This window comes from Pseudonocardia sp. CA-107938 (assembly GCF_050936315.1).
Lineage (GTDB): Bacteria > Actinomycetota > Actinomycetes > Mycobacteriales > Pseudonocardiaceae > Pseudonocardia.
Genome location: NZ_JBNJNA010000001.1, coordinates 4,445,537 through 4,470,678, shown reverse-complemented (window position 1 = coordinate 4,470,678; position 25,142 = coordinate 4,445,537). Strand labels below are relative to the sequence as shown.

Genomic DNA, 25,142 nt, shown 5'->3' with positions numbered 1-25,142 from the left:
GATGGAGTTCGACCTCATGACCGGCCCCGGCAAGAGCTGGGCGGAGACCGCGGAGCTCGCGCGTTCGGCGCAGGCGGCGGGCCTGTCCGGGATGGTCTTCACCGAGACCAGCCTGACCCCGTGGATGGGACTGGCCGCCGCCGCGACGGCAGCACCGGAGCTGCACTACGCGACGGGCATCGCCGTCGCGTTCCCACGCAGCCCGATGGTCAGCGCGTCACTGGCGTGGGAGCTGGCGGGCAACACCGGCGGCCGGTTCCGGCTCGGGCTGGGCACGCAGGTGCGGGCACACGTCGAGCGCCGCTACGGGGCGGAGTTCGATCCGCCGGGCCCCCGGCTGCGCGACTACGTCCGCGCGGTCCGGGCGTGCTTCGCGGCGTTCGCCGGCGGCGAGCGGCTCTCCTACGAGGGCGAGTTCTACCGCCTCACGCTGCTGCCGCACGGCTGGGCGCCGCCCCGCCACGGCCACCCCGACATCATGATCGACGTCTCCGCCGTCGGCCCGTGGATGTGCCGCATGGCCGGCGCCGAGGCCGACGGCGTGCACGTCCACCCCCTGCACTCGGTGCACTACCTGCGCGAACGGCTGCTGCCGGCGGTCGCCGCGGGTGCGGCCGCGGCCGGTCGCTCCCCCGCCGACGTCGACCTGATCGTGCCCGTGTTCGTGGTGCCCGGCGACACCCCGGAGGAGCGCGCGCCGCTGCTGCGCCGCGCCCGCGAGCAGATCGCCTTCTACGGGTCGACGAAGAACTACGCGTTCCAGTTCGACGACCTCGGGTTCGACGGCACCTCCGCGCGGCTCAACGAGCTGCTCAAGGCCGGCGACATCGCCGGCATGGCCGCGACGATCACCGACGAGATGCTCGAGCACTTCGCCGTGGTCGGGCCGTGGGACACGATCGCCGACACCCTGCGCGAGCGCTACTCCGGCATCGCGGCGCGGATCGTCGGCTACCTCGTCGAGGAGTCCGTGGGCAGCGGCACGGCCATGGGGCGCTGGGGCGAGATCGCCCGCGCCCTCCGCTAGCGAGTCCCGCGTTCCCCCGGGCGAGTCCTGCGTTTCGCCGGGCGAGTCCCGCGTTTCGCCGGGCGAGTCCCGCGTTCGGTACCCGCGGTCGGATCGCTGCGCACTGCTCGGACGCATCGAGCGACGCGTTCGTGCGGTGACGCCGCGCCGGACGGAACGCAGAACTCGCCCGACCGGACGCGAGACTCGCCCGGCAGAACGCAGGACTCGCCGGACCGTGGGCCTACGACGGCAGCGCGAGCCGGTTGATCTTCTTCAGCACCTGCAGGTACTGCTTCCACAGCGGCCCGGTCGTGTACTCCAGCCCGTACTCGGCGCAGATGGCGCGGATCTCGGGGGCGATCTCGGCGTAGCGGTTGCTGGGCAGGTCGGGGAACAGGTGGTGCTCGATCTGGAAGCTCAGGTTGCCCGTCATGAGGTGGAAGAGCGGGCCGCCGTCCAGGTTGGCCGAGCCGAGCATCTGTCGCAGGTACCACTGGCCGCGGGTCTCGTCCTCCAGCTGGGCCTCGTCGAACTGGAGCGCGCCGTCGGGGAAGTGCCCGCAGAAGATCACCGCGTGCGACCACAGGTTGCGCACGAGGTTGGCCGTCAGGTTGCCCATCAGCACGGGCAGGAAGAAGGGGCCGGCCAGCGCGGGGAAGACCAGGTAGTCCTTGGTGAACTGGCGGCGGACCTTGCGGCCGATCGCCTTCAGCGTCGGCCACGCCTCCTTCCAGCTCTTCTCCCCCGACGCGATCTTCTCCGCCTCCAGGTCGTGCAGCGCGACGCCCCACTGGAAGAAGATCGCAAGCAGCTGGTTGACCACCGGGTTCAGCAGGTAGTACGGCCGCCAGGCCTGCTCCTCCGACAGCCGCAGGATGCCGTAGCCGACGTCGCGGTCCTTGCCGACGACGTTGGTGTACGTGTGGTGCTCGAAGTTGTGGGTCTTCTTCCACTGCTCGGCCGGGCTGTGGTTGTCCCACTCCCACGTCGACGAGTGGATCTTCGGGTCCCGCATCCAGTCCCACTGGCCGTGCATGACGTTGTGGCCGATCTCCATGTTCTCGAGGATCTTGGCCACCGACAGCATCGCCGTGCCTGCCAGCCACGCGGGCGGCAGCACGCCGGCGAACAGCAGCGCCCGGCCGCCGATCTCGAGCCAGCGCTGCTTCCTGATCACGCCGTGGATGTAGGCGGCGTCGCGCTCGCCGCGCTCGGCCTCGACGCGCTCGCGGATGGCGTCGAGGCGCCGGCCCAGCTCCTCGACCTGCTCGGCGGTGAGTCCCGCGGCCGCAGGGGACGGGGTCGACGCCGCGATGCGCATCGGCGGGCGGGGCGTGCCGGTGGGCGCGTCGGTGATGGCGGGGGTCTTCTTCGTGAGGGCGAGGGTCATGGCTCTCCCTAGGAGGTGGTCTCGATGCGGACGGGTCCGCTCGCGGTGTTGATGCAGGTCTGGACGAGGTCGCCGGGCTCGCCGTGCACCTGGCCGGTGCGCATGTCGCGCACCTGGCCGTCGCGCAGCGGGAGCACGCAGCCGTGGCAGATGCCCATGCGGCAGCCGCTGGGCATCAGGGCGCCGGCGGACTCGCCGGCCTCCAGCAGGCTCGTGGCGCCGTCGACCTCGACGGTGACGTCGCCGATCGTCGCGGTGCCGCCGGCACCGCCGGCGCTGCGCGTGGGCGGGGTGAACCGCTCGACGAGCACGCGGTCGCCGAAGCGTTCGCGCGCGGCGTCGAGCAGACCGTCGGGGCCGCAGGCCAGCACGACGCGCTCATGGGCGTCGAAGACGGGCAGGTCGGCGAGCTCCAACCGGCCGTGCTCCGCGGTGTGGTGCTCGATCAGCGTGAGCCCGGGCATGCGCCGCAGCTCGGCGCCGAAGATCACGTCGTCGGGCGTGCGCGCGGAGTGCACGAGCACGACGTCGGGCCCCGTCGTCGACCCCAGCGGGCCACGGGCGGCGAGCGTGCGCAGGATGCCCATGACGGGGGTGATGCCGCTGCCGGCAGTGATCATCAGCAGCTTCCGCGGGACCGGCGAGGGCAGCACGAACTCCCCCATCGCCGACTCCAGCCGCACGATCGTGCCGACGGTGACGCGGTGCGCGAGGAACCCCGACACCGTGCCGCCGTCCTGCGCCTGCACGGTGATGCGCAGTTCCCGCTCGTGCTCGGCGCTGCTGATCGAGTAGGTGCGCCAGTGCCGCACGCCGTCGATGTCGACGCCGAGGCGCACGTACTGGCCGGCGCGGTGCCCCGTCCACGTCCGGCCGGGCCGGATGGTCACCGTGGTGGCCCGCGCGGTCTCGCGCCGGACGTCCACCACGCGGCCGCGCAGCTCGGTGACGCTCCACAGCGGGTCGACGAGCCCGAGGAAGTCCTCGGGGAGCAGGGGCGTCGTCAGCGCGGTGGCGGCTTTCAGGACGCGGGAGCCCCGGCGCCGAGGCGGTGCGATGCGAAACATGACATCAGCATTGCACCACCTCATGTCACATCGCAATCGCTGTTACCGCCGGTACTGTGTTACATGCGTCTCGCCCGATCTCGATGTCTCATCGAATCGACGCTAAGCTATGGGACATGTCATCGGACGACGCCGTCACCGATGCCCACGAGGCGACGCTCACCATCGACGACCTCGCACGGGTCAGCGGTGTGACCGTGCGCAACATCCGCGCCTACCAGGCCCGCGGCCTGCTGCCGCCGCCGGAGGTGCGCGCCCGCACCGGCTTCTACGGCTCGGGCCACGAGGCCCGGCTGGAGCTCATCAAGGACCTGCAGGCCGAGGGCGTCAAGCTGGACACGATCAAGAAGCTGCTCGACACGACGGGCGGTTCCACCGAGGAGGTCGTGGCGTTCATCCGGCGGATCCGCAAGCTCTTCGCCGGCGAGGACCGCCAGATCTCCGGGCTGGGCGAGCTGGCCGAGCGCTTCCCCGACAGCGAAGAGTCGGTGATCAAGCGCGCGCTGAAGATGGGGCTGCTGCGCGAGGTCGGCGACGGCCAGTACGAGGAGGTCAGCCCGCGCCTCATGCGCGCCGCGCAGGACCTGCACGAGCTCGGCATCCCCGTCGCCCGCTCGCTGGACGTCGTCGACCAGCTGAGCCGGCACGCCTCCGGCATCGCCCGCGTCTACGTCGACCTGTTCCTCGAGGAGGTGTGGAAGCCGTTCGACTCGTCGGGGCGGCCCTCCGACCAGTGGCCGCGCGTCTACGAGACGATCGAGCGGTTGCGCCGCATCTCCGGCGAGGCGATGGTCGCGGTGCTGGAGATGGCCATCTCCGAGCGCCTCGACGTCACGTTCGGCCGTGATCTGGCTCGCACCGTCCGCACCACCAGTGAGCCCGCGACCAGGGCGAATCCCTGAGATCACCTGAGGGCGGCTGAGGAATCGCTGAGCGTCCAGGGGTCGGATCCGGGGAATCCCGGACGTCTTCTCAGGATCGCAGGAGCATCCTCGGACAGGTGAAGACGGTGGTGGGGGATCCGACGGCTGTGCCGGTGCCGGTGGGGGAACCGGCGACCGTGCCGATGCCGGTGGTGCACGAAGCAGCGACGGCGCCCGCACGGGGTGGGCGCGCCGCGCGGGCGGTGAAGCGCGTGATCGACGTGGTCGCCGCGCTGGTGGGGCTCGTGCTCGTGGCGCCCGTGCTGCTGCTGGTCGCCGTGGCCGTGCGCATCGAGGGCGGCCCGGGAGTGCTCTTCCGGCAGCAGCGGGTCGGGCAGCACGGACGGCTGTTCACGCTGTACAAGCTGCGGTCGCTGCGACCCGCGCCCGGCGAGGGCGACGTGCAGTGGAACATCGACCAGGACGCCCGGCTCGGGCCGGTGGGCCGGTTCATCCGCCGCACCTCGCTGGACGAGCTGCCGCAGCTGTGGAACGTGCTGGTCGGCGACATGAGCCTGGTGGGTCCGCGGCCGGAGCGGCCGTACTTCGTCGACCGCTTCTCCAAGACGGTGCCCGGCTACGCCGACCGCCACCGCGTGCCCGTGGGGCTGACCGGGCTCGCGGTGGTCCGGGGGCTGCGCGGCGACACGTCGATCCCGGAGCGGGCGCGCGCCGACAACGACTACGCCGAGCGGTGGTCGCTGGGGCTCGACCTGGCGATCATCGTGCGGACGGTCGGGGTGCTGCTGAAGCGCTGAGCGTCACGGCGTCGACGGCGGGCCGTCGAGCGCCCGGTCCATCACGGCGACGATCCGCTGCCACATCGCGCGGCTCCCGGCCACGGTGAGCGGTTCCGCCGGCACGCCGGCAAGGATCGCGTACGCCTCGGCGAGCGCGCCCCGGCGGAACGTGATGTACCCGCGGTAGTGGCGCTTGGCGACCTCGCCGTTGCCCTGGCCGGCGCCGGCGAGGTTGTAGCGCCACGCCGCCGGGTCGTCGTCGAACTCGGGCAGCGCGCTCGGGAACGGCGCCCCGCCCATCCGCAGGCGCAGCTTCTGGCCGCTGCGCACGAGCCGCAGCCGGCACCGCCAGTCACGGTCCTGGTCGGTGAACTCGGTGGCCACCGCGCGGGCCCGCGCCTCCCACGGCAGCTCGGCCTCCTCGCGCTGGTCCAGCGCGGCGACCCGGTCCGTCGCGTAGGTGCGCAGCAGGCGCACCGCGTGCTGCGACATCACCAGCTCCACCAGCCGGTGCGGCGGCGGCGCGCGCAGGTCGTCGGTGGGCAGGTAGCGGTCGAGGAAGTCGACGAACTCGGGCAGCGAGCGCAGGCTGCGCAGGTCGTCGTCGCCGGTGGAGAGCCACTGCGTGTAGGCGCCGACGAAACCGCTGTCCGTGGAGCTGACGGCCCGTTCCAGGTAGCGCACGGCGAGCCGCGCCCACGGCCGCAGCTCGTCCGGTGCGTCGTCGCGGCGCCCGCCCAGCGCGACGGCGGCCGCGCAAGCCGCGTTGTAGTACTCCTGCCACTCCCGCCACCGGGCCGGCTTGCGGCGCAGCACCCGCTCCAGGTCGGCCTCGACGACCGTGATGTCGGGCGGCCAGACCACGTCCGGCCAGCGCTTCGGCCGGGTGATCGTCCGCCCGTCGGGCCGCCGGTCGGGGCGCCGCTTCGCCTGCAGCTCGTCCCACACTGGGCCCTCGACCTTCACCGCGGCCCGCCGCTCCAGGAGCGGCGCCCAGACGCGCAGCACCCGCAGCGCCGTCTGCGACACCGCCATCCCCGGGCGGCGGCGCAGCTGCCACCACCGGTAGTCGGCCAGCAGGTGCTCCGTCTCCACCCAGCTCACGAAGCACAGCAGGTGGGCGAGCAGCCGCTGCCGGCGCACCGCGACGTCGAACGGCACGTTCTCGGCGCTGCCCTGCAGGTCGGCCAGGTAGTCCGGGTAGTACGGCTCCAGCCAGGTCCGCAGCCGCGCCCGCAGCTCGCGGCGCTCCGCGGTCCGCTTGGTGTTGCGCGCGTCGGGGTAGTCGTCGACGCGCCACCACTGCTGCGCGACGGTCTGGCTCGCCAGCCGGGTGACCAGTCGGTAGCGCGCGATCAGCAGCGCCTGCTGGCCCGTGACCAGCGCGCGCAGGCGAGGCGGCGGCGGGCCGTCGGCGCGGGTGCTGGCCCACGTGACGTCGTCCTCGGACGGGTCGGCGTCGCCTGCGACGTGCGCGCGCAGCCGCCGCCACAACGTCCGGTCGTGCCACGACTCGACGGCGACGATGTCGGCGTAGGCCACCACCGCGTCCATCGACAGCCCGAGCTGCTCCAGCACCTGGGCGCGCTCGATGCGCAGGTACGGGTTCTGCGGGTCGAGCACGAGCGCTTCGTGGAAGTGGCCGAGCGCCTCCTCGAACCGGCGCTCCGCCACGCACCGGCGGGCCAGCTGGGAGTGGTGGAACAGCGCAGGCGGCATCTGCAGGCCGTGCCAGCTCGTCCACGGCGCGCGCCGCGCCAGCCGGCTGCGCGGCAGGATCTGCGCGCCCACCCAATGCGCCGCCAGGTCCGCCGCCGACGCCCAGTCCGCAGCCCACAACGTGGCCACCTCGCCGCGGCCGCCCGGCTGCATCACCAGGTGCACGGTGATGCCGAACCGCTCCTCGCCGCGCCGCACCCGCATCTGCGCGGCGACCCGGTACGCGTACTGGATCCGCAGCGCCGCGCGGACCAGCGCGACCGCGGCACCGAACGTCGTCGTCGAGTCCGCGACCGTGCCGACGTCGTCGATGAACTCGTCCTGGCGGGGCGAGGTCGGCATGGACAGCGGCGTCGACAGGCTCATCTCGGTCAGCGTGCGCCGGAACTCGGCCGCGACCTGCGCGGTGTCGGCCGTCGGGTCGGGGGCGTAGCCGTCGTCGGCGAGCCCGTGGAACGCGGTGACCTCGATCGGACCGGGCCGGCGCGCCAGCAGCGCGAACAGGCCGCGACGCAGCGCGAACAGCCCCGCGATCAGGGTGAGCACCGCCACCAGCACACCCGGCGTCGCGGAGCCCAGCACCGGCTCGCCGCCGGGCGGCACCCAGCCGCCGATCCACGCGCGCAGCCCGCCGAGCCCGTCCAGCACCCCGACGTAGCCGGCGACGGCCAGCAGTGCTGCCGCCGTCAGCAGCCAGCGCCTGGGGTGCGGCAGCGGCACGCGGGCGGCCACCGATCGCGCGTTCGTCCGCCGGATCACCGCGCCCCCCTCGTACGCGCCGCCCCCCGCGACGCGTAGAGCCGCAGGCTAGTACAGCCGGCGCGTCGTGGCCCCGGTGCCGGCGAGTCGCGGTCATGGCGCCCGCGAGTCGTGGTTTCGGCGCCCGCGAGTCGTGGTTTCGGCGCGCGCGAGTCGTGGGTTTGGTGCCCGCGAGTCGTGGGTTTGGCGCGCGCGAGTCGCCGTTCTCGTCGCCGACGAGCGGGAAGCGTCGCGTCCACCGCGACGACGGTCAGGTTCACGCCGGAACCACGACTCGCGTGCGCCAAGCCGCAACTCGCGGACGCCGGATCCACGACTCGCGGACACCAGAACCACAACTCGCCGGCACCAGAACGACGGGCACCGCCGACTCCGGCGAGATGCGGATGCCCACCGCACGGTTCAGCTGGTCAGCCGCACGCAGCACCGATCGGAGCCCGGTTCGAGCACGGCGCGCTGCGCCGCACCCCGCTCGTCGAGCAGCGCGGTGACGAGGTGCAGGTTCATCCCGCAGACGAGCTCGGTGTGGTCGCGGGCGAGCGCGTGGAACGGGCAGTTGGCCAGCACGACACCCGTCTCGTCGGGCCGGGGTTCGTACCCGCACGCCGCGAGCGTCGCGACGACCGGATCGTCCGGGGCCGCGGCGCCCAGGCGACGACCTGCCGCCTCCGCTGCGCGTTCGACGGCGGCCAGGACGGAGCCGCCGGCCCGGGCCGCGTCGTCGACGGCGGCGGCGAGGATCTGGCCGGCGAGGTCGTAGTGCCGCGGCGGGAGGGAGACGGCGAGCTGCCGCGCGGACCGGCGGTAGAGCTTGCTCGGGCGGCCGGCGCCCGGGCCGCGCCGGCCGAACAGCCGCCGCGACTCGGTGTCGAGCAGGCCCTCCTCGACGAGCTTGTCCAGGTGGAACTTGGCGGTGTGGCGCGGCAGTGACGTGCCCTCCGCGGCCTGGTCGCGGCTGACGGGACCGGGTTGCGCCACCACGTAGAGGTAGAGGGCGCGCCGGGCCGGCTCGGCGAGCGCGCTCACCCCGTCCACCTGGCTCGCGAAGTCCTCCATGATCGCCGACCCTTCTAACGGACACGATCGTTGACGGAAGAGTACTCGCGTTCTAACGTCAAGCATATTGTCCGTTAGAGCTGGAGGCCGGCCGTGTCCCTTCCCCACGCAGCAACCGACGCCCCGATCCCGCTGCGGATCGTCCCGCCGTTCGACGGCGTCGACCTCGACCGCGCCGAACGCGCAGCCGCCGAGTTCCTCGCCGCGCTGGGCGTCGACACCAGCGTCCCGGCCCGCGCCGACACGCCCCGCCGGATGGCCGACGCGTACGCGGAGCTGCTCAGCCCGCGCTCGTTCGACCTCACCACGTTCGCCAACGACGAGCACTACGACGAGCTGGTGCTGGTCCGCGACATCCCGGTGCAGTCGCTGTGCGAGCACCACATGCTGCCCTTCACGGGCGTCGCGCACGTCGGGTACCTGCCGGCCGACCGGATCCTCGGCCTGTCCAAGGTGGCGCGCGTGGTGGAGCTGCTGGCGCGGCGGCCGCAGGTCCAGGAGCGGCTGACCGCCCAGATCGCGGACTGGCTGCAGAACCACCTCGAACCCGGCGGTGTCGGCGTCGTCGTCGAGGCCGAGCACTCCTGCATGACGCTGCGCGGCGTGCGGGCAGGCGGGACGGCCACCGTCACCTCGGCCCTGCGCGGCACGCTCCGCGACGACCCGCGCTCGCGGGCGGAGTTCCTCGGGCTGACCGGCCGGATCGGGCGCCGGGACGGTGCGGCATGAGCACGTTCGCCCTGGTCGGCGCCGGGCTGGCCGGCGCGAAGACGGCGGAGGCGCTGCGCGCGGCGGGCTTCGACGGCCGGATCACCCTGCACGGCGCCGAGGCCCACCACCCGTACGAGCGGCCGGCGCTGTCGAAGGGCTACCTGCAGGGCGGGACCGAGCGCGACAGCGTGCGGGTCCATCCCGCGAGCTGGTACGCCGAGCACGACGTCGACCTGCTGCTCGACGACCCGGTGACCGAAATCGACCTGGCCGACCACCGCCTCGCGACCGCGGGCGGTCACACGCTGCGCTACGACAAGCTGCTCCTGGCGACGGGCGCGACCCCGCGCCGCCTGCCCGTCCCGGGCGCGGACCTGGCCGGGGTGCTGCACCTGCGCACGCTCGACGACAGCGACCTCCTCCGGGCCCGGTTGCGTCCCGGCGCGCGGATCGTGGTGGTCGGCGGCGGGTGGATCGGCCTGGAGTCGGCGGCCGCGGCCCGCGGTGCCGCTGCCGAGGTCACCGTGCTGGAGAGCGCCGAGCTGCCGCTGCTGGGTGTGCTCGGCCCGCGGATCGCCCGCGTCTTCGCCGACCTGCACACCGGTCACGGCGTCGACCTGCGGTGCGGAGTCACCGTCACCGGGATCCGACCGCGGCCCGACGACCCGGGCGTCGTCGGCGCGGTGGCGCTCGCCGACGGCACCGAGATCGCGGCCGACACCGTCGTCGTCGGCATCGGCGTCACGCCGAACGACGGGCTCGCGCGGGCCGCGGGACTCGCGGTCGACAACGGCATCGTCGTCGACGAGCACCTGCGCAGCAGCGATCCCGACGTCGTCGCGGCCGGCGATGTCGCCAACGCCCACCACCCGCTCCTGGGCCGGCGCGTGCGCGTCGAGCACTGGGCGAACGCGCTGAACCAGCCGGCGGTCGCCGCGGCGACGATGCTCGGCACCACGGCCACCTACGACCGGCTGCCGTACTTCTACACCGACCAGTACGACCTCGGCATGGAGTACACCGGGCACGTCGTCCCTGGTCAGGATGCGGAGGTCGTCGTGCGCGGCGACGTCGCGGGACGGAAGTTCATCGCGTTCTGGCTCCAGGAGCGGCGCGTGGTCGCCGCCATGAACGTCAACGTCTGGGAGGTGACGGCGACCCTGAACGGGTTGATCCGCTCGGGCGCGGTCGTCGACCTCGCCCGGCTCGCGGACGAGCGGGTGCCGCTGGCCGATCTCAGCTGACGCCGAGCAGGCGCTGCGCAGTGGCCGGGTCGGAGCGGAACTCGGCCGTCGACGCGCTGTGCACGACCCGGCCGCGGTCGAGCACCGCCACCTCGTCGGCGGCGCCGAAGGCCAGGTGCAGGTCCTGCTCCACGAGAAGGACGGCGACGCCCTCCGCGCGCATCGTCGCGATCACGGCGCCGACCTGGTCGACGATCGCCGGGGCGAGGCCGTCCGACGGCTCGTCCATGAGCACGAGCCGCGGGTTGGTGAGCAGCGCGCGGGCGATCGCGAGCATCTGCTGCTCCCCGCCGGACAGCCGCCCGGCCAGCTGCCCGCGGCGCTCGGCGAGCCGCGGGAGGAGGTCGAGCACGGCATCGACGGTCCAGGTGCCGCGCCGCCGACCGGTGGCGAGCGCGAGGTGCTCGCCGACGGTCAGGGTGGCCCACACCCGCCTGCCTTGCGGGACGAGCGCCACGCCGGCGCGGGCGACCCGGTCGGGCCGCAGCCCGGCGATCGGCTGCCCGTCGAGCAGGATCTCCCCCGCCGTCGGCGCGACGAGCCCGGCGACGGTCATGACCAGCGTCGACTTGCCGACGCCGTTGCGGCCGAGCAGCGCCAGCGCGGCGCCGGCGTCGACGGCCAGGTCGACGCCGTCGAGGACGGTGCTGCGGTCGTAGCCGGCGACCAGCCCGCGGATCTGCAACGCACTCATGGGCCGAACAGCTCCTCGCGCCGGCGGGTTCCGAGGTAGGCCTCGCGGACCGCATCGCTGGCGCGCACCTCGTCCGGTGTGCCGGACAGCAGCACGCGGCCCAGGTGCAGCACGGTCACCGCGTCGGCCAGCGCGAACACGAGGTCGAGGTCGTGCTCGACGAACAGCACGGTCACCTCGGCCGGCAGGCCCTGCACCAGCTCCACGAGCCGGCCGCGCTCGGCGGCCGACATGCCGGCCGCCGGCTCGTCGAGCAGCAGCAGCGACGGGTTGCAGGCCAGCGCCAGCGCCACCTCCAGCTGCTTGCGCTCGCCGTGCGCGAGCGCCGGCACGACGACGTCGCCGCGGCCGGCGAGCCCGACGTCGGCGATCAGCTGCTCGGCCCGTTCCCGCACCTCGGGCCGCTTGCGCGGCAGGAGCCCGATCCGCCACCCGGAGTGGCGCTGCACGGCCAGCGCCACCGTCTCCACCGCCGTGAGCGACGCGAAGAGGCTGGCGTGCTGCATCGTCTGGCTCATCCCGAGCCGGCAGCGCTGCACCTCCGACAGCCGCGACACGTCCTGGCCGGCCAGCTCCACGACGCCCGCCTCGGCCCGCATCGTGCCCGTGACCAGCTTGAACAGCGTGGACTTCCCGGCGCCGTTGGGTCCGATCAGCGCGTGCCGAGCGCCGGGCTCGACGGCGATGTCGACGCCGTCGACGGCCTTGAGGGCGCCGAACGACCGCGCGAGGCCGGTGCAGCGGAGAACGCTCACGTCCGCCGCCCTGTCCTCGCCGGCAGCAGCCGCACCCCGGCCGCGCCTCGCGGCAGCAGGTACACCACGAGCACGAACGCGATGCCGAGCACGAGGGTGCCGTGGCCGTCGAGGCTGGGGCCGAGCGCGTCGCGCACGACGATGACGAGCGCGGCGCCCAGGCAGGCCCCCCACAGCGACCCGGCCCCGCCGATGATCACCGCGAGCAGGGCGAACGACGCCGTCATGAAACCGAGGTCGGCTGGGGTGACCAACCGCTGCTGGGCCACGAGCAGCGCGCCCGCCGCCCCCGCCACACCACCGGCCACGACGAAGACGGCGTACTTGTACAGCGCCGTGGCGTAGCCCAGCGCCCGCATCCGGGGCTCGTTGTCGCGGATGCCGCGCAGCGCGGCGCCCCACGGCGAGCGGGCCAGCAGCACCACGACCGCGAACCCGAGCACGGCCGCGGCCAGCACGTACCAGTAGGTGAAGCCGGCGTTGGCCAGCGGCGTGCCGGCGATCCGGGTGGCCGGGATGCCGGCCATGCCGTTGGCGCCGCCGGTCACCGATTCCCAGGAGTCGGCGAGCTGCTGCAGCGTCTCCCCGATCGCGAGGGTGAGCATCAGGAAGAACACCCCGGACGTGCGCACGGTGATCCAGCCGGTCGCGGCCGCGGCGAGCGCCCCGAACACCGCGCCGACCAGCAGCGGGATCGGCGCCTCGGCCGTCACGTTGATCGACGTCCAGCCCGCCGCGTACGCGCCCGCGCCGAAGTAGCCGGCGTGCCCGAGCGACGGCATGCCGGTGACCCCGACGAGCAGGTCCAGGCTCACCGCGAACAGCGCGAAGACGACGATGCGGGTCAGCGTGGTGGTCGCGAACGGGGCCAGGAACAGCGGTGCCGCGGCGAGCACCAGGAGCACCGCCACGGCGATCACCAACCCGGGCCCGCGGGTGACCCGGGGCGGCGCGGCGGCCACACCGCCCGGCACCTCGACCTGCGGCGCGGCCGTCATCGCGCCCCCACCGGGCCGGCGAAGATCCCCTGCGGGCGCAGCACCAGCACGATCGCCAGCGCGATGAACAGGATGAACGACGCGAGATCGGGCAGCAGCACCCGGCCGAGGGTGTCGACCTGGCCGATCACCAGCGCACCGACCAGCGCGCCGCGCACCGAGCCCAGCCCGCCGATGACGACGACCACCAGCGCGAGGATGAGCACGGCGGCGTCCAGCCCGGGACGAGCGCCGTAGATCGGGCCGCCGAGCACGCCGGCCGTGACGGCCAGCAGCGAACCGACGGCGAACACCGCCACCTTCACCAGCCGGTTGTCCACGCCCAGCGTCGCGACCATCTCCCGGTCGGCGACCGTGGCGCGCACCAGCGCGCCGACCCGCGTCCGCTCCACGACCAGCCAGACGACGAGTGCGAGCAGCGCGCCGATCCCGATGATCGCCAGCCGGTAGCTGGGGTAGACCGCGCCGAGCACGGTGACCGAGCCGTCCAGCCCGGGCGGTGCGTCCACCGACAGCGGGTCGTCGCCGAACACCATGATCAGCAGCTCGGCCACGACCAGCGCGACGCCCAGGGTGAGCAGCGCCTGGTCCAGGTGCGAGCGGCGGCGCAGCGGCTCGGTCATGAGCGAGAGCACCGCGCCGGCCGCCGCGCCGGCGACAGCGGCGATCGCCAGTGCGGTGAGGAACCCGCCCCAGCCCCCGGCGAAGGCTGCGCCGAGGTAGGCGCCGCCGAGGAAGAGGGCACCGTGCGCGAGGTTGAGCACGTCCATCATCCCGAAGACGAGCGACAGCCCGACCGCGAGCACGAACAGCAGGAAGCCGATCGCGAAGCCGTTGAGGATCGAGACGACCATGGGTCAGGTCGGCTGGCTCTGCGGGCCGAGGTCCTGCGTGATCGCGTTGACCAGGGTGCCGCCCTTGTCCTGCACGGTGCGCAGGTAGATGTTCTGGCGCGGGCTCTGCCCGTCGAACGTCCACGGGCCGCGCGGGCTGTCGTCGACTGTGCCGATGCCGCCGAGCGCCTTCGACAGCGCGTCGCCGTCGACGCCGGTCGCCGTGCGCAGGGCGCGGTCGAGCACGTTCGCAGCGTCGTAGGTCTGCACCGAGAAGCAGCTCGGCGAGGCTCCGTTGTTGGCCTTCTTGTACGCCTCGACGAAGGCCTTGTTGCTGGCGTTGTCGAGCTGGTCGGAGTAGTGCAGCGTCGTCTGCACGCCGACCGCGGCCGCGGCCTGCTGCTTGAGCACGCTGCCCTCGGTGAGGAAGCCGCTGCCGTACAGCGGGATCGCCGGCGCCAGCCCGAACTGCGCGTACTGCTTGACGAACGTGATCGCCTCGGCGCCGGAGAAGAAGCAGAACGTGGCCTTGGCCCCGGACTGCTGGATCTGGGTGAGGAACGGCTGGTAGTCCGACGTCTTGCCGAACGCCGGCTTCGCCGAGCCGACCACCTTGCCGCCGCCGGCCTCGAACGCCTTGGTGAACCCGGAGATGACCTCGGAGCCGGCGGCGTAGTCGGGGGCGATGGCGAACACGCCGTCCTTGAACCCGGTCGCGGCCAGGTGCTGGCCCATCGCCGCCGAGATCTGCGCGTTCACGAACGACGTGCGCCAGATGTAAGGATTGCGCGCCTTCCCGGTGACGTCGGCTGCGCCCGCGTTCGTGACGAGCAGCAGCTTCTTCGACTCCGCGAACAGGTTCGCCACACCGAGTGCGGTCGAGGAGTTCACGAGTCCGACGACGACGTCGACGCCGTCGGACTGCAGGACCTTCTGCACCGCGGGCTGCCCGGTCTGCGGGGTCTCGCCCTCGTCCGCGACGACCGTCTGGACGGTGACGTCGCCGAACTTCCCGCCGTGCTGGGCGAGCCACAGGTCCCAGCCGGCCTGCATGTCGGTGCCCAGCGCGGCGTAGACGCCGGACTTCGGCACCACCAACCCGACCTTGATGCTGCGTGCGGCCCCACCGGCGGCCGGAGCCGAGCCGCCGCCGAGGCTGCTGCCGCACGCGGCGAGGGCGGGGACGGTGGCGGCCGCTCCGAGGAGTCCGAGCAGGCGGCGGCGGGACAGATCGGACACGGCGGGCTCCTCGGCGTCGGGGAGAGGAGATGGTCGACGGATCGTTGTCGACCGTCCATCCGGTTGTCAACGATTCGGGTGAAGCGGACATCGGATCGCGACCTCCGCTCCCCGCGCACCGGGCATAGGGTGGCCCGGTGGACGTCATCCCCTACACCGGGCACACCGACCCCGGTGGCCCGGCCGCCCGCCGCGACCTCGACGCGCTCTCCATCACCAAGGTCTCGGTCGGCCCGATGGACAACAACGCCTACCTGCTCGTGTGCCGCGCGACCAACGAGGCGCTGCTGATCGACGCCGCGAACGAGCCCGACCGCCTCGCCGACCTCGTCGGCGCCGCGGACGACCGGCCCGACCTGCGCCACGTCGTCACCACCCACCAGCACTGGGACCACTGGCAGGCACTCGGCGCCGTCACCGGCATGTTCGAGACGCGCACCATCGCGCACCCCCTCGACGCCCCCGAACTCCCCGTGCCGGTCGACGAACTGGTGGAGCACGGCGACACCGTCCGCTTCGGCGAGATCGAGCTCGACGTCGTCCACCTGCGCGGGCACACGCCGGGCTCGATCGCGCTGGTCTACCGCGGCGACGAGCGCCCGCACGTCTTCACCGGCGACTCCCTGTTCCCCGGCGGCGTCGGCAAGACCTCGACGCCGGAGAACTTCACCTCCCTCATCGACGACGTGGAACAGCGGATCTTCGGCGAGCTGCCCGACGAGACCTGGGTCTACCCCGGCCACGGCGACGACACCACGCTCGGCGTCGACCGCGGGAACCTGCCGGAGTGGCGGGCGCGGGGCTGGTGAGCCCAGAGGTGCTACGTGGTAGCACGGGGTAGCACACCCGACGTGTCATCGACGGTCGTGACACAACCCGAGATCACCCAACGCGACCTCCGGCAGCGGTCGAAGGAGATCATGGACGCTGTCGAAGGGGGCCAATCGTTCATCGTGACCCGCGACGGTCACCGGCTCGGCGAGTTGATTCCGCTTCGGCGGCGCCGGCGATTCGTCACGCGCAACGAGTTCGCAGCCATGTCGCGCAATGCCGCGGTCGTCGACGATGCGGCGTTCCGCGCCGACCAGGACGCCGCCGCAGACCACGACACCCTCGATCCGTACGAGCGCTAGGAACCGTGTGCAGGGGCTCCTCGACACCAACATCCTGATCCTGCGCCGGTGGATCGAACCCGCCGAGTTGCCGGACGAGATGGCGATCAGCGCGGTCACCCTCGCCGAACTCTCGGCCGGACCACATCAGGTGCGATCGAGGGACGAGCAGGACGAGTACGACGCGCCGACCGAACTCGCGCGACGGCTCGATGTGCTCCAACGCGCCGAGCACGAATTCGATCCCATTCCGTTCGGAGTCGAAGCTGCCAGGGCGTACGGCCGCGTCACGGCAGGTGTGATCGGCGCCGGCCCGAAACCGCGGCGTCGGGTCGCCGACCTGATGATCGCGGCAACGGCCATCGCCGAAGGACTACCGCTGTTCACGACGAATCCTGCCGACTTCGAGGGACTCCGAGACATGCTCACCATCGTTCAGGTCACCCGTCCACGCACGCTCGACGAACGCCGCTGACGCAGCCGCGGTCTGCACCGCTGACGCGACTCACTGTTCCCCGGCACGGTCGGCCCGACCTCGGAACCTGCCGGAGCGGCGCGGGGCGGTGACCAACGGGTGCCGGGCTGCCGGCAGCGCCGCGACCGTACGTCCCGGGCGACCGGACGTGCCCGGCCAACGGCCCCCCTGGCCGGGCTCGGCGCCTCGGCCTCGCCCGGTGGCGCTTGTCGGTGATCAAGGGCAGAACGTCGTCGGTCGATCTTGGTCGGCGACCGTTCGCCCTTGATCACCGCAGCGAACCGGCGACCAGGCCTCCCCCGCGCCCGCCCTCGGCCCCGCTCCCCCGGTGTCACTGCCTTCGACGTGACACTAGTTTCTGATCATCGATCCCGAACACAGGAGGAGCCGTGGCCAAGGGCTACTGGGTCAGCGTCTACCCCGCCATCACCGACCCCGCGAGTCTTGACGCCTACGGCGAACGGGCCCGTTCAGCCGTCCGGGCGGCCGGCGGGCGGGTGCTCGCCCGCGGCAGTCGGGTCGCCGGATACGAAGCCGGGATCGCCGAGCGCGTCGTCCTGATCGAGTTCGACAGCTTCGAACAGGCCGTCGCCGCACGCGAGAGCGCGGCCTACCAGGAGGCGTTGGCCGAACTCCCCGACGGTTTCGAGCGCGACTTCCGCATCGTCGAAGGGCTCGGCTGACGGGTGCGCGTCTGGTGAGCTCCCGCCTGCTCACCAGCGCGCGCTGCCCGCTGTCAGCGAGTGCCGGGGTGCAGGGTCGGGCGGTAGACCAGCACCTGGGTGTGGCCGTCGAGCGTGCGCTGTTCGAGCAGTTCGAGGTCGAAGTCCTCGCTGCCGCGGAAGATCGGTTCGGTCCCGGTCCGCGCGTTGATCACCGGGAAGATCGTCAGCTGGATGCGGTCGACCAGCCCGGCGGCCAGCAGGGCGCGGTTCAGGGTCAGGCTGCCGTGCGAGCGCAGCGGGACGTCGGACTCCTCCTTGAGCTTCCGCACGACCTCGACGGCGTCGCCGCTCGCGACGGTGGCGTCCGGCCAGTCGAGCGGGCCCTCCAAGGTGGACGACACCACCGTGGCCGGGGTCTTCCGCATCTGGGTGACCCACGGGTCGAGCACGTCGGACATGTCCTTGCTGGCGGGGATCATCTCCAGGAACTCACGGAACGTGGAGCCCCCGAACACCATGCGCTGTTCGGTCTCGAACGAGGCGAGGCGGTGGTCGAGCAGTTCGGGTCCTTGCTTGCCCCAGTAGCCGCCCCAGTCGCCGTCGAGGCTGGGCGAGCCGTAGCCGTCGAGGCTGGAGAAGACGTCGAAGGTGAACGTGGCGGTCATGCGTCCTCCGGTGTGCGATGCGACCGGTCCGTCACCGGTCTCGTACACCCTGGCCAGACGCGTCCGCGCCGTGCAGATGCACCGATCACCGATCCCGGATGTGACGTGCCATCGTGATCCTGTGACATTTGGTTCTGCCGGGAGAGGTGGCCCCGGTCCGATGATCGAGAGGTGGCGCTCCTGCTCGCCCCGGCGTGGCCCGGCCCCCGGTCTGCCGGGCCGACGCGGCGAGCAAGCAGGCGCGTGATGCGGCGGCAGCTGGATCGGGCGCGCAGCTGGATCCGCAACCGCTCGACCTCGCTCGCCGTCTGGGCGGGGACGGGCGCGGTCGTCGCCAGCGTCGCGCTCCCGCTCAACGAGGTCTTCCGGCTCATGTTCGGCGTCTACGGCGGGTACGCCGCGCCCGACCCGACCGGCGGGATCGTCGCCCTGGTGGCGACGCTGGGCTTCGTTCCGCTGCACCTGCGGCACGTCGCACACGGCCTGCGCGGCATCCGGCTGCGCAGCGATCGGTGGACGCTGGCGGTGATGGCCGTGCTGATCCTCGCCCCCTTCGCGGTGCTCGGACTGCCCTGGACGGCGGCACTGTCGTCGCTGGCCATCTCGGCGCTGGTGGTGCTGCGGCCGTCCGTCTCGGTCCCGCTGACCGCGCTGTTCGTGGCGACCCCGCTGGTCATCGGGGTGGCGTCGGGCGCGGTGCTGGCGGGCGTCTACTTCGTCCTGGTCGTCAGCTTCCGCACCGCGGCCGTGTTCGTGTTCGTCTGGCTGGTCGGCGCCGTCCGCAGGCTGGAGGCGGCGCGACGGGCGCTCGCCGTCCAGGCCGTCAACCAGGAGCGACTGCGCATCGACGACGAGCTCAACCAGGCACTGGGCTCCACCCTGCGGGAGATCATCACGGTCGGCACCGAACTCGCCCCACTGACCGAACGCGACCCCGACGCCACCCGGCGCGGGCTTGCCGAGCTGGTCGGTCGCTCGCGCGCGACCCTCGCCGACGCCCGCCGGATCGCCGCCGGCTACCGGCACGCGTCCGTCCGCGCGGAACTCGACACCGTCCTGTCGCTGCTGCGCGCCGCCGGCGTCCGGCCGCAGCTGGTCGTGACGGACGGCGAGCTACCCGAGACGATGGACCCGGCCGGCCGCCGCGATCTGTACCGCGCGCTGGGCGAGGTGCTCGGCGACGAGGGGGTCCGATCCTGCGTCCTCACGGTACGGACGCGCGAGGGTGCGACACGGTTCGAACTGAGCCCGCGTCTGCAGGGTGTGGCGGCATGAGGACCGACAGCGTCGCCGGGCTCCCCCTCTGGACGCACGGCCGAGCCCGCCTGGCCCTGGTGCTGGTGCATCTCCCGGTCTTCGCGATCCTGCCGATCAATGTGCTGCAGAGCTACGTCACGGGCGCGGTGTCGGCGTCCACGGCGGCCACGACCATGGCCCTCGCCGTGGTGCTCGCCGTGCTCCAGATGCGGACCGACCTCGCCCTCGCCGAGGACCGCAGGCCGAGGCACGTCGCCGCGACCGTCTGCGCGGTCGCCGTCGCCGCCTTGCTGCTCGTGGTCCTCCTGGGTTGGACGGGCACGCTCGGTCTGTTCTTCCTCATGGCGACCGTACTGTTGCTGCTGCCGGTGCCCGCCGGGGTGACGGTCTGCGTCGCGGTCCTCGTCATGTACGTCTACGCCGACTTCATCGAGAGCGACTTCGCCCGGTCGAGCCTTCCGACGAAGATCGAGGGGTTCGCCTACAACGTGCTCCTCGCCACGGTGGTCGTGGCGTCCATGGTCGGCTCGACCCGACTCGTCCGCCTCCTCGACGAGCTGCACACCTCCCGGGTCGAGCTCGCCGAGATGTCGGTCACCGCGGAACGGCTGCGCATCGCGCGCGACCTCCACGACCTGCTCGGCCAGAGCCTCACAGCCGTGTCGCTCAAGGGCGATCTCGCCGCGGCACTGCTCGATCGTGACCGGGCCAGGGCCAGGGCCGAGATCGAGAGCCTCACCGAGACGGCCCGCACCGCGCTGCGCGACGTGCGCGCGGTGGCCTCCGCCCCCGAGGCGATCCGGCTCGCGACCGAGCTCGACGGTGCATCCACGCTGCTCGGCGCCGCCGGCATCGACGTGACCATCGACGTCGACCTCGGCCCGGCCGACGAGGTGGACGAGTTGGGCTGGGTCATCCGGGAAGGCGTCACGAACATCGTCCGACACAGCGCAGCCGAACACGTCACCATCACAGGCCGGCGCCGCGCGGACGGCGTCGGCCTGGTCATCCGCAACGACGGTGCCGGCCCGGCCGGCTCTCCCGGCTCCGGCCTGGACGGGTTGCGGGCACGCATCGCGGCCCGCGGCGGCAACCTGGCCGTCAGCCAGGAGGACGGCTGGTTCCAGCTGGCGGTCGACATCCCGCATTCGGCACCTGGTGGAGGTACCCCGTGATCCGCGTGCTGGTCGCCGAGGACATGCACATGATCCGCGGCGCCCTCGTCGCACTGCTGTCGCTGGAGGACGACATGGCCGTCGTCGCCGAGCTCGACCGCGGCGACACCATCCTCGCGGCCGCGCTGGACACCACGCCGGACGTCGCGCTGCTCGACATCGACCTGCCCGGGATCGACGGTTTGAGCGCCGCGGGCCTGCTGCACGACCGGTTGCCGGACTGCGCCGTGCTGATCCTCACCGGCCACAGCCAGCCGGGGAACCTGCTGCGCGCCCTGCACGCGCACGTCCGCGGCTTCCTGGCCAAGGACGCGCCCGCCGCCACGCTCGCCGCCGGTGTGCGCCGGGTCGCCGCCGGCGAACGGGTGATCGACCCCGACCTGCTGGCCGCAGCCGTGGAGACCGGGGCCAGCCCGCTCACCGACCGCGAGACCGACGTCCTCCGCTCAGCAGCCGACGGGCACACCACCGAGACCATCGGCACGCTCCTGTCCCTGGCGCCCGCCACCGTGCGCAACTACCTGTCCAACGCGATCACCAAGACCGGCGCCCGCAACCGGATCGACGCCATCCGCATCGCGGAGCGGGCCGGTTGGCTGTGATCGTCAGTTCGGTGATCACCGGATCTTCGACACATGCGCTGGTCGGAAGCCACTGAATCCATCTACTGTGGTTGGTCAGCCGGTCGCTCGGGGTACTGACCGTCTCAGGCTTTCGGGTGACCAGGGGTTCGCTGTGGGGTTGCAGGGTTGGCGACGCGTGCTGCGCACGGTGGTGCGCACCGCCGTCGCGCTCGTGTCGGCGGGCACTCTGGTGGCCACCGGGCTGGCCTGGACGCTGCAGCACCGCGTGCAGGCGGCCCTCGTCACCAGCGAGGCGGTCACTCCGGCGGCCCCGATCGCGCCGGGCGAGGCGTTCACCGCGCTGCTCGTCGGGCTGGACGCGCGCACCGACGCGGCCGGCAACCCGCTCCCCCAGCCGCTGCTCGACGCGATGCACGCCGGCCCGGACGAGGGCCAGCTGCACACCGACACGATCATGCTCCTGCACGTGCCGGCCGACCCGGGCCAGCCGCCGGTGGCGCTGTCGATCCCCCGCGACTCGTTCGTGCCGATCGCCGGGGACCGCGGCACCCACAAGATCAACTCAGCGTACGGGCGCGGTGTGCGGGAGGCGCAGCAGGAGCTCGGCGCCCAGGGCATCACCGGCCCCGAGCTGGACCGGCGCGCCCGCGAGGTGGGCCGGTCGGTGCTGGTCCAGACCGTGCAGAACCTCACCGGGCTGACCATCGACCACTTCGCCGAGATCAACCTGGCCGGGTTCCTCGAGCTCACCGACGCCCTCGGCGGCGTGCCGGTCTGCCTCAAGGAACCCGCCCGCGACAGCTACTCCGGCCTGGACCTGCCGGCCGGCCCGCAGACCGTCTCGGGCCCGACGGCGCTCGCGTTCGTCCGGCAGCGGCACGGGCTGGAAGGCGGCGACCTCGATCGCATCGGCCGCCAGCAGGCGTTCATCGCCGGGCTCACCCGGCAGCTGCGCACCACGGGCGCGCTCACCGATCCCGACCGGCTCAACCAGCTCGTCGGCATCGTCACCCGCTACGTCGTGCTCGACCGCGGCTGGGACGTGCCGCAGTTCGTCGCCCAGCTGCGGTCGCTGCAGCTCGACCGGCTCACCCTGCACACCATCCCCACCGGCCGGCCGGACCTGGAGACGCCCGTCGACGGTGTCGCCGTGCAGATCGACAGGTTGGCCGTGCGCGAGTTCGCCATGGCCCTGATGTCCGACGAGGCGCGCACCCCGGTCGCCGGAACGCAGCCCAGCACGTCCGCCACGTCGACGCCCGCACCGACCCCGACGTCCGCACCGGCACCGGCCGACCCGTCCGCTCCCTCATCGCGGGTGATCACGGCCGACAACGTGCCCTGCGTGTCCTGACGGGCACTGTCCGGCGGGCAGGCAGACTGGCCGCGTGACCGACAGCTTTCCCCGTCGCCAGGCCCGTACCCGGGGCTTCACCCTCGGCGCGCCCCGCACGTTCACCGTCTCGCCGGACGGGCGGCGGGTCGTGTTCCTGCGCAGCAAGGGCGGCACCGACCCGGTGACCTGCCTGTGGACGCTGGACCTGGACACGGGTGAGGAGCGGCTGGTCGCCGACCCGGCCGCGCTGGACCGGGCCGGCGACGCCGACCTGCCGCCGGAGGAGCGCGCGCGGCGTGAGCGCAGCCGCGAGCGGGCCGGCGGCGTGGTCGGGTACGCGACCGACCGCCCGGTGACGATGGCGGCGTTCGCCCTGGGCGGGCAGCTGTACGTGGCCGAGTTCGCGGCGTCGCTGTCGCCGCGACTGATCGAGACGCCGGGCGGCGTGATCGACCCCCGGCCCGACCCGACGGGCCGCTACGTCGCGTACGCCGCCGGGGGTGCGCTGCACGTCCACGACCTGGGTGCGCGGACCACCGTCACGGTCGCCGAGCCAGAGGCGCCCGGCGTGACGTACGGGCTGGCCGACTTCGCCGCCGCCGAGGAGATCGGGCGGATGCGCGGGTTCTGGTGGTCACCCGACGGCGAGGCGCTGCTGGTGGCGCGGGTCGACGAGAGCCCGGTGCAGCGCTGGCACATCGCCGACCCGGCCAACCCCGACCGCACCCCCACCGTGATCGCCTACCCGGCGGCCGGCACGCCGAACGCGCACGTCACCGCGGAGGTCATCGCCCTCAACGGGCGGCGCACCGACGTGGTGTGGGACACGGTCCGCGACGAGTACCTCGTCGACGTCACCTGGGACAACCAGGGCCTCGTGATCGTGGTGCAGCCCCGCGACCAGCGCGCGCTGCGCACGCTCGCCGTCGACCCGGAGACCGGCGGGACCACCCTGGTCGCCGAGCGCACGGACCCGGACTGGGTCGACGTCGTGCCCGGGGTGCCCGCCCGGCTCCCGTCCGGCGCCCTGCTCGACGTCGACGAGAGCGGGGACACCCGCCGGCTCACCGTCGACGGCGAACCGGTGACGCCCGAGGGGTTGCAGGTGCGCGGCGTCTGCGACGTCGACGGCGATGTCGTGCTGCTGCGCGCCGGCACCGACCCCGCGTCGATCGGGCTGTGGACGTGGGGGCCGGACGGGCTGGTGGAGCGCACGCCCGGCGTCGGGGTGCACAACGGCCGCCTCGTCGGCGGCACCCTCCTGGTGGCCGCGCAGACCCTCGACGAGGACGACACCATCGTCACCGTGCATCGCGGCGACGCGACCTGGACGGTGCCGTCGCTGGCCGACCCACCGGGCCTGCGGCCGGCGCCGCGGTTCGCCGCCGTCACCGAGCGCGGGCTGCCGACCGCGCTGCTGCTGCCGTCGTGGCACCGGCCGGGCACCCGCCTGCCGGTGCTCATGGACCCCTACGGCGGGCCGCACGCGCAGCGCGTCACCGCCTCCCGCAAGGCGCACCTGACCAGCCAGTGGTTCGCCGACCAGGGCTTCGCCGTGGTCGTCGTCGACGGGCGCGGGACGCCGGGCAAGGGACCGCGGTTCGAGCGGGCGGTGCGCGGCGACCTCGCCGGGCCCGTCCTCGACGACCAGGTCGACGCCCTGCAGGCGCTGGCGAAGGACAATCCCGACCTGGACCTGGACCGGGTCGGCATCCGCGGCTGGTCGTTCGGCGGTTACCTGGCGGCGCTGGCCGTGCTGCGTCGCCCGGACGTGTTCCACGCGGCGGTCGCCGGCGCCCCGGTCACCGACTGGGCGCTCTACGACACCCACTACACCGAGCGCTACCTCGGCACACCGGCCGGCGACCCGGACGCCTACGAGCGCTCGTCGCTGATCGCCGACGCCGCGAAGCTGACCCGGCCGCTGCTGCTCGTGCACGGCCTCGCCGACGACAACGTCGTGGCCGCGCACACGCTGCGGCTGTCGTCGGCGCTGCTCGCGGCCGGGCGTCCGCACAGCGTGCTGCCGCTCTCCGGGGTCACGCACATGACGCCGCAGGAGGTGGTGGCGGAGAACCTGCTGCTCCTGCAGGTGCGGTTCCTCGAGGACGCGCTGGGCGTCTCGAGGTAGGGCTGCCCGGCGCGGCGCGACGCGCGAACGGCACACCACGGCTGTTTCGGCATGATCGAACTACCGTGGTGTGCCGTTCGTCGCGTCATCGGCCGAGACCCACCGGGCGGCGGTCTCGGCGGCCTTCCACAGCGTGCACGGGAAGGCGTAGCGACCGGTCATGGCGCCGCCACTGCACACCTTGCAGCGCCCGGTGCCGTCATCGGCGTGCTCCCTCATCAAACGGTCAGCCATGCCCTTCTGCCCGGAGATCAGGTCCACCAGCGGGTCACGCTCAGCGGTCACTCTCCCACAGTAGGCCAATCAAGCCAACCAAGCCATTTCAGCCATAGCAGCCGTCTCGGCCATCGGCGCTGACCAGGCCATACGTGCCGACGTATCGTGCGGGCGTGGCGAATGATCGACTCCTGAGCACGGGCGAAGCGGCCCGCGCGCTCGGGCTGTCGACTCGATCGCTGGCGAGGTGGGCGAAGGAGGGCATGGTGACCCCAGCGCTGGTCACGCCCGGCGGTCAGTATCGCTGGAACCTCGACGACCTTCGACGTCAACTCCGCGAGTCGCGCGCGAGGAGCGAGTCGTGAGCAGCCTTGAACCGCGCCGGCGGG

Annotated in this window: 26 protein-coding genes; 15 read left to right on the top strand and 11 right to left on the bottom strand. The window is 73.0% G+C overall.

Annotated features, from left to right (window positions below):
- Window position 1 precedes the first annotated feature (1 nt).
- Window positions 2-1,027, top strand: coding sequence for a TIGR03617 family F420-dependent LLM class oxidoreductase (locus tag ACQEVB_RS22300; RefSeq protein WP_432974454.1), 1,026 nt, complete (start codon window positions 2-4; stop codon window positions 1,025-1,027).
- Between the two features lie 223 nt (window positions 1,028-1,250).
- Here the strand turns inward: ACQEVB_RS22300 and ACQEVB_RS22295 are convergent, their stop codons facing one another.
- Window positions 1,251-2,330, bottom strand: coding sequence for a fatty acid desaturase family protein (locus ACQEVB_RS22295; protein WP_432980499.1), 1,080 nt, complete (start codon window positions 2,328-2,330; stop codon window positions 1,251-1,253).
- A gap of 77 nt (window positions 2,331-2,407) precedes the next feature.
- A complete protein-coding gene (locus tag ACQEVB_RS22290) occupies window positions 2,408-3,466 on the bottom strand; it encodes a ferredoxin reductase (protein WP_432974452.1) in 1,059 nt (352 codons plus the stop codon).
- A 116-nt stretch (window positions 3,467-3,582) separates the two neighbouring features.
- Here ACQEVB_RS22290 and ACQEVB_RS22285 point away from each other — a divergent pair, with 116 nt between their 5' ends.
- Together ACQEVB_RS22285 and ACQEVB_RS22280 are read left to right on the top strand one after the other, a co-directional pair.
- Window positions 3,583-4,368 carry a MerR family transcriptional regulator gene (locus tag ACQEVB_RS22285; protein ID WP_432974450.1) on the top strand — a complete coding sequence of 262 codons (786 nt, stop codon included), beginning with the start codon at window positions 3,583-3,585 and terminating at the stop codon, window positions 4,366-4,368.
- 98 nt (window positions 4,369-4,466) lie between these two features.
- Window positions 4,467-5,147 (top strand): sugar transferase, encoded by a 681-nt coding sequence (locus ACQEVB_RS22280; protein ID WP_432974448.1) that lies wholly within the window; start codon window positions 4,467-4,469, stop codon window positions 5,145-5,147.
- 3 nt (window positions 5,148-5,150) lie between these two features.
- On the opposite strand, the gene ACQEVB_RS22275 is transcribed toward ACQEVB_RS22280, so the two are convergent.
- A complete protein-coding gene (locus ACQEVB_RS22275; protein WP_432974446.1) occupies window positions 5,151-7,607 on the bottom strand; it encodes a hypothetical protein in 2,457 nt (818 codons plus the stop codon).
- Window positions 7,608-8,009: 402 nt separating this feature from the next.
- Window positions 8,010-8,663, bottom strand: a complete 654-nt coding sequence (locus tag ACQEVB_RS22270) for a helix-turn-helix transcriptional regulator (protein WP_432974444.1) — start codon at window positions 8,661-8,663, stop codon at window positions 8,010-8,012.
- A 126-nt stretch (window positions 8,664-8,789) separates the two neighbouring features.
- Here ACQEVB_RS22270 and folE point away from each other — a divergent pair, with 126 nt between their 5' ends.
- Both folE and ACQEVB_RS22260 read left to right on the top strand, forming a co-directional pair.
- Window positions 8,790-9,392 carry a GTP cyclohydrolase I FolE gene (folE, locus tag ACQEVB_RS22265; RefSeq protein ID WP_432980495.1) on the top strand — a complete coding sequence of 201 codons (603 nt, stop codon included), beginning with the start codon at window positions 8,790-8,792 and terminating at the stop codon, window positions 9,390-9,392.
- Window positions 9,389-10,618: an NAD(P)/FAD-dependent oxidoreductase gene (locus ACQEVB_RS22260; RefSeq protein WP_432974442.1), complete on the top strand. Its 1,230-nt coding sequence runs from the start codon at window positions 9,389-9,391 to the stop codon at window positions 10,616-10,618. Before folE ends, ACQEVB_RS22260 begins: the two co-directional genes overlap by 4 nt.
- Here ACQEVB_RS22260 and ACQEVB_RS22255 read toward each other — a convergent pair.
- From ACQEVB_RS22255 to ACQEVB_RS22235, 5 genes are read right to left on the bottom strand one after another with little or no spacing between them, the layout of a single operon-like run.
- A complete protein-coding gene (locus ACQEVB_RS22255) occupies window positions 10,611-11,312 on the bottom strand; it encodes an ABC transporter ATP-binding protein (RefSeq protein WP_432974440.1) in 702 nt (233 codons plus the stop codon). The two genes, ACQEVB_RS22260 and ACQEVB_RS22255, sit on opposite strands and share 8 nt — an antisense overlap.
- On the bottom strand, window positions 11,309-12,067 hold the full coding sequence (locus tag ACQEVB_RS22250) for an ABC transporter ATP-binding protein (RefSeq protein WP_432974438.1): 759 nt from the start codon (window positions 12,065-12,067) through the stop codon (window positions 11,309-11,311). The genes ACQEVB_RS22255 and ACQEVB_RS22250 overlap by 4 nt, the downstream gene beginning before the upstream one ends.
- Window positions 12,064-13,065, bottom strand: coding sequence for a branched-chain amino acid ABC transporter permease (locus ACQEVB_RS22245; protein ID WP_432974436.1), 1,002 nt, complete (start codon window positions 13,063-13,065; stop codon window positions 12,064-12,066). The genes ACQEVB_RS22250 and ACQEVB_RS22245 overlap by 4 nt, the downstream gene beginning before the upstream one ends.
- Window positions 13,062-13,919: a branched-chain amino acid ABC transporter permease gene (locus tag ACQEVB_RS22240; RefSeq protein WP_432974434.1), complete on the bottom strand. Its 858-nt coding sequence runs from the start codon at window positions 13,917-13,919 to the stop codon at window positions 13,062-13,064. The genes ACQEVB_RS22245 and ACQEVB_RS22240 overlap by 4 nt, the downstream gene beginning before the upstream one ends.
- Window positions 13,920-13,922: 3 nt before the next feature.
- Window positions 13,923-15,137, bottom strand: coding sequence for an ABC transporter substrate-binding protein (locus tag ACQEVB_RS22235; RefSeq protein ID WP_432974432.1), 1,215 nt, complete (start codon window positions 15,135-15,137; stop codon window positions 13,923-13,925).
- Window positions 15,138-15,274: 137 nt separating this feature from the next.
- On the opposite strand from ACQEVB_RS22235, the gene ACQEVB_RS22230 reads away from it, so the two are divergent.
- The 4 genes from ACQEVB_RS22230 (at window position 15,275) to ACQEVB_RS22215 (ending at window position 17,407) form a co-directional block, all read left to right on the top strand.
- Window positions 15,275-15,946 (top strand): MBL fold metallo-hydrolase, encoded by a 672-nt coding sequence (locus ACQEVB_RS22230; RefSeq protein ID WP_432974430.1) that lies wholly within the window; start codon window positions 15,275-15,277, stop codon window positions 15,944-15,946.
- A 57-nt stretch (window positions 15,947-16,003) separates the two neighbouring features.
- Window positions 16,004-16,270, top strand: coding sequence for a type II toxin-antitoxin system Phd/YefM family antitoxin (locus ACQEVB_RS22225; protein ID WP_432974428.1), 267 nt, complete (start codon window positions 16,004-16,006; stop codon window positions 16,268-16,270).
- A gap of 7 nt (window positions 16,271-16,277) precedes the next feature.
- Complete coding sequence (locus ACQEVB_RS22220; protein ID WP_432974426.1) at window positions 16,278-16,724, top strand: type II toxin-antitoxin system VapC family toxin; 447 nt, start codon at window positions 16,278-16,280, stop codon at window positions 16,722-16,724.
- A 389-nt stretch (window positions 16,725-17,113) separates the two neighbouring features.
- On the top strand, window positions 17,114-17,407 hold the full coding sequence (locus tag ACQEVB_RS22215) for a DUF1330 domain-containing protein (protein ID WP_432974424.1): 294 nt from the start codon (window positions 17,114-17,116) through the stop codon (window positions 17,405-17,407).
- A gap of 53 nt (window positions 17,408-17,460) precedes the next feature.
- Here the strand turns inward: ACQEVB_RS22215 and ACQEVB_RS22210 are convergent, their stop codons facing one another.
- The gene (locus ACQEVB_RS22210) at window positions 17,461-18,054 is read right to left on the bottom strand and encodes a dihydrofolate reductase family protein (protein WP_432974422.1); all 594 of its coding nucleotides are present in this window, start codon (window positions 18,052-18,054) and stop codon (window positions 17,461-17,463) included.
- A gap of 246 nt (window positions 18,055-18,300) precedes the next feature.
- On the opposite strand from ACQEVB_RS22210, the gene ACQEVB_RS22205 reads away from it, so the two are divergent.
- The 5 genes from ACQEVB_RS22205 to ACQEVB_RS22185 all read left to right on the top strand — a co-directional run bounded on the left by ACQEVB_RS22205 (window position 18,301) and on the right by ACQEVB_RS22185 (window position 24,537).
- The gene (locus ACQEVB_RS22205; RefSeq protein ID WP_432974420.1) at window positions 18,301-19,329 is read left to right on the top strand and encodes a hypothetical protein; all 1,029 of its coding nucleotides are present in this window, start codon (window positions 18,301-18,303) and stop codon (window positions 19,327-19,329) included.
- Window positions 19,326-20,486 carry a sensor histidine kinase gene (locus tag ACQEVB_RS22200; protein ID WP_432974418.1) on the top strand — a complete coding sequence of 387 codons (1,161 nt, stop codon included), beginning with the start codon at window positions 19,326-19,328 and terminating at the stop codon, window positions 20,484-20,486. The genes ACQEVB_RS22205 and ACQEVB_RS22200 overlap by 4 nt, the downstream gene beginning before the upstream one ends.
- Window positions 20,483-21,088: a response regulator gene (locus tag ACQEVB_RS22195; RefSeq protein WP_432974416.1), complete on the top strand. Its 606-nt coding sequence runs from the start codon at window positions 20,483-20,485 to the stop codon at window positions 21,086-21,088. The genes ACQEVB_RS22200 and ACQEVB_RS22195 overlap by 4 nt, the downstream gene beginning before the upstream one ends.
- Before the next feature lie 157 nt (window positions 21,089-21,245).
- Window positions 21,246-22,424, top strand: coding sequence for an LCP family protein (locus ACQEVB_RS22190; protein WP_432974414.1), 1,179 nt, complete (start codon window positions 21,246-21,248; stop codon window positions 22,422-22,424).
- A 34-nt stretch (window positions 22,425-22,458) separates the two neighbouring features.
- Window positions 22,459-24,537, top strand: a complete 2,079-nt coding sequence (locus tag ACQEVB_RS22185; RefSeq protein WP_432974412.1) for a prolyl oligopeptidase family serine peptidase — start codon at window positions 22,459-22,461, stop codon at window positions 24,535-24,537.
- A 60-nt stretch (window positions 24,538-24,597) separates the two neighbouring features.
- Here the strand turns inward: ACQEVB_RS22185 and ACQEVB_RS22180 are convergent, their stop codons facing one another.
- Entirely contained in the window at window positions 24,598-24,822 is a 225-nt protein-coding gene (locus ACQEVB_RS22180) for a hypothetical protein (RefSeq protein ID WP_432974410.1), read from the bottom strand.
- A gap of 83 nt (window positions 24,823-24,905) precedes the next feature.
- Between ACQEVB_RS22180 and ACQEVB_RS22175 the strand changes: the two genes are divergently transcribed.
- Window positions 24,906-25,118 (top strand): helix-turn-helix domain-containing protein, encoded by a 213-nt coding sequence (locus ACQEVB_RS22175; RefSeq protein ID WP_432974408.1) that lies wholly within the window; start codon window positions 24,906-24,908, stop codon window positions 25,116-25,118.
- Window positions 25,119-25,142: the final 24 nt, after the last annotated feature.

Bases quoted from the DNA above. Each gene is read 5' to 3' on its own strand.
- ACQEVB_RS22300 (WP_432974454.1), top strand. From the start codon at position 2: ATGGAGTTCGACCTCATGACCGGCCCCGGCAAGAGCTGGGCGGAGACC.
- ACQEVB_RS22295 (WP_432980499.1), bottom strand. From the start codon at position 2,330: ATGCGCATCGCGGCGTCGACCCCGTCCCCTGCGGCCGCGGGACTCACC.
- ACQEVB_RS22290 (WP_432974452.1), bottom strand. From the start codon at position 3,466: ATGTTTCGCATCGCACCGCCTCGGCGCCGGGGCTCCCGCGTCCTGAAA.
- ACQEVB_RS22285 (WP_432974450.1), top strand. From the start codon at position 3,583: ATGTCATCGGACGACGCCGTCACCGATGCCCACGAGGCGACGCTCACC.
- ACQEVB_RS22270 (WP_432974444.1), bottom strand. From the start codon at position 8,663: ATGGAGGACTTCGCGAGCCAGGTGGACGGGGTGAGCGCGCTCGCCGAG.
- ACQEVB_RS22260 (WP_432974442.1), top strand. From the start codon at position 9,389: ATGAGCACGTTCGCCCTGGTCGGCGCCGGGCTGGCCGGCGCGAAGACG.
- ACQEVB_RS22255 (WP_432974440.1), bottom strand. From the start codon at position 11,312: ATGAGTGCGTTGCAGATCCGCGGGCTGGTCGCCGGCTACGACCGCAGC.
- ACQEVB_RS22245 (WP_432974436.1), bottom strand. From the start codon at position 13,065: ATGACGGCCGCGCCGCAGGTCGAGGTGCCGGGCGGTGTGGCCGCCGCG.
- ACQEVB_RS22240 (WP_432974434.1), bottom strand. From the start codon at position 13,919: ATGGTCGTCTCGATCCTCAACGGCTTCGCGATCGGCTTCCTGCTGTTC.
- ACQEVB_RS22210 (WP_432974422.1), bottom strand. From the start codon at position 18,054: ATGACCGCCACGTTCACCTTCGACGTCTTCTCCAGCCTCGACGGCTAC.
- ACQEVB_RS22205 (WP_432974420.1), top strand. From the start codon at position 18,301: ATGCGGCGGCAGCTGGATCGGGCGCGCAGCTGGATCCGCAACCGCTCG.
- ACQEVB_RS22200 (WP_432974418.1), top strand. From the start codon at position 19,326: ATGAGGACCGACAGCGTCGCCGGGCTCCCCCTCTGGACGCACGGCCGA.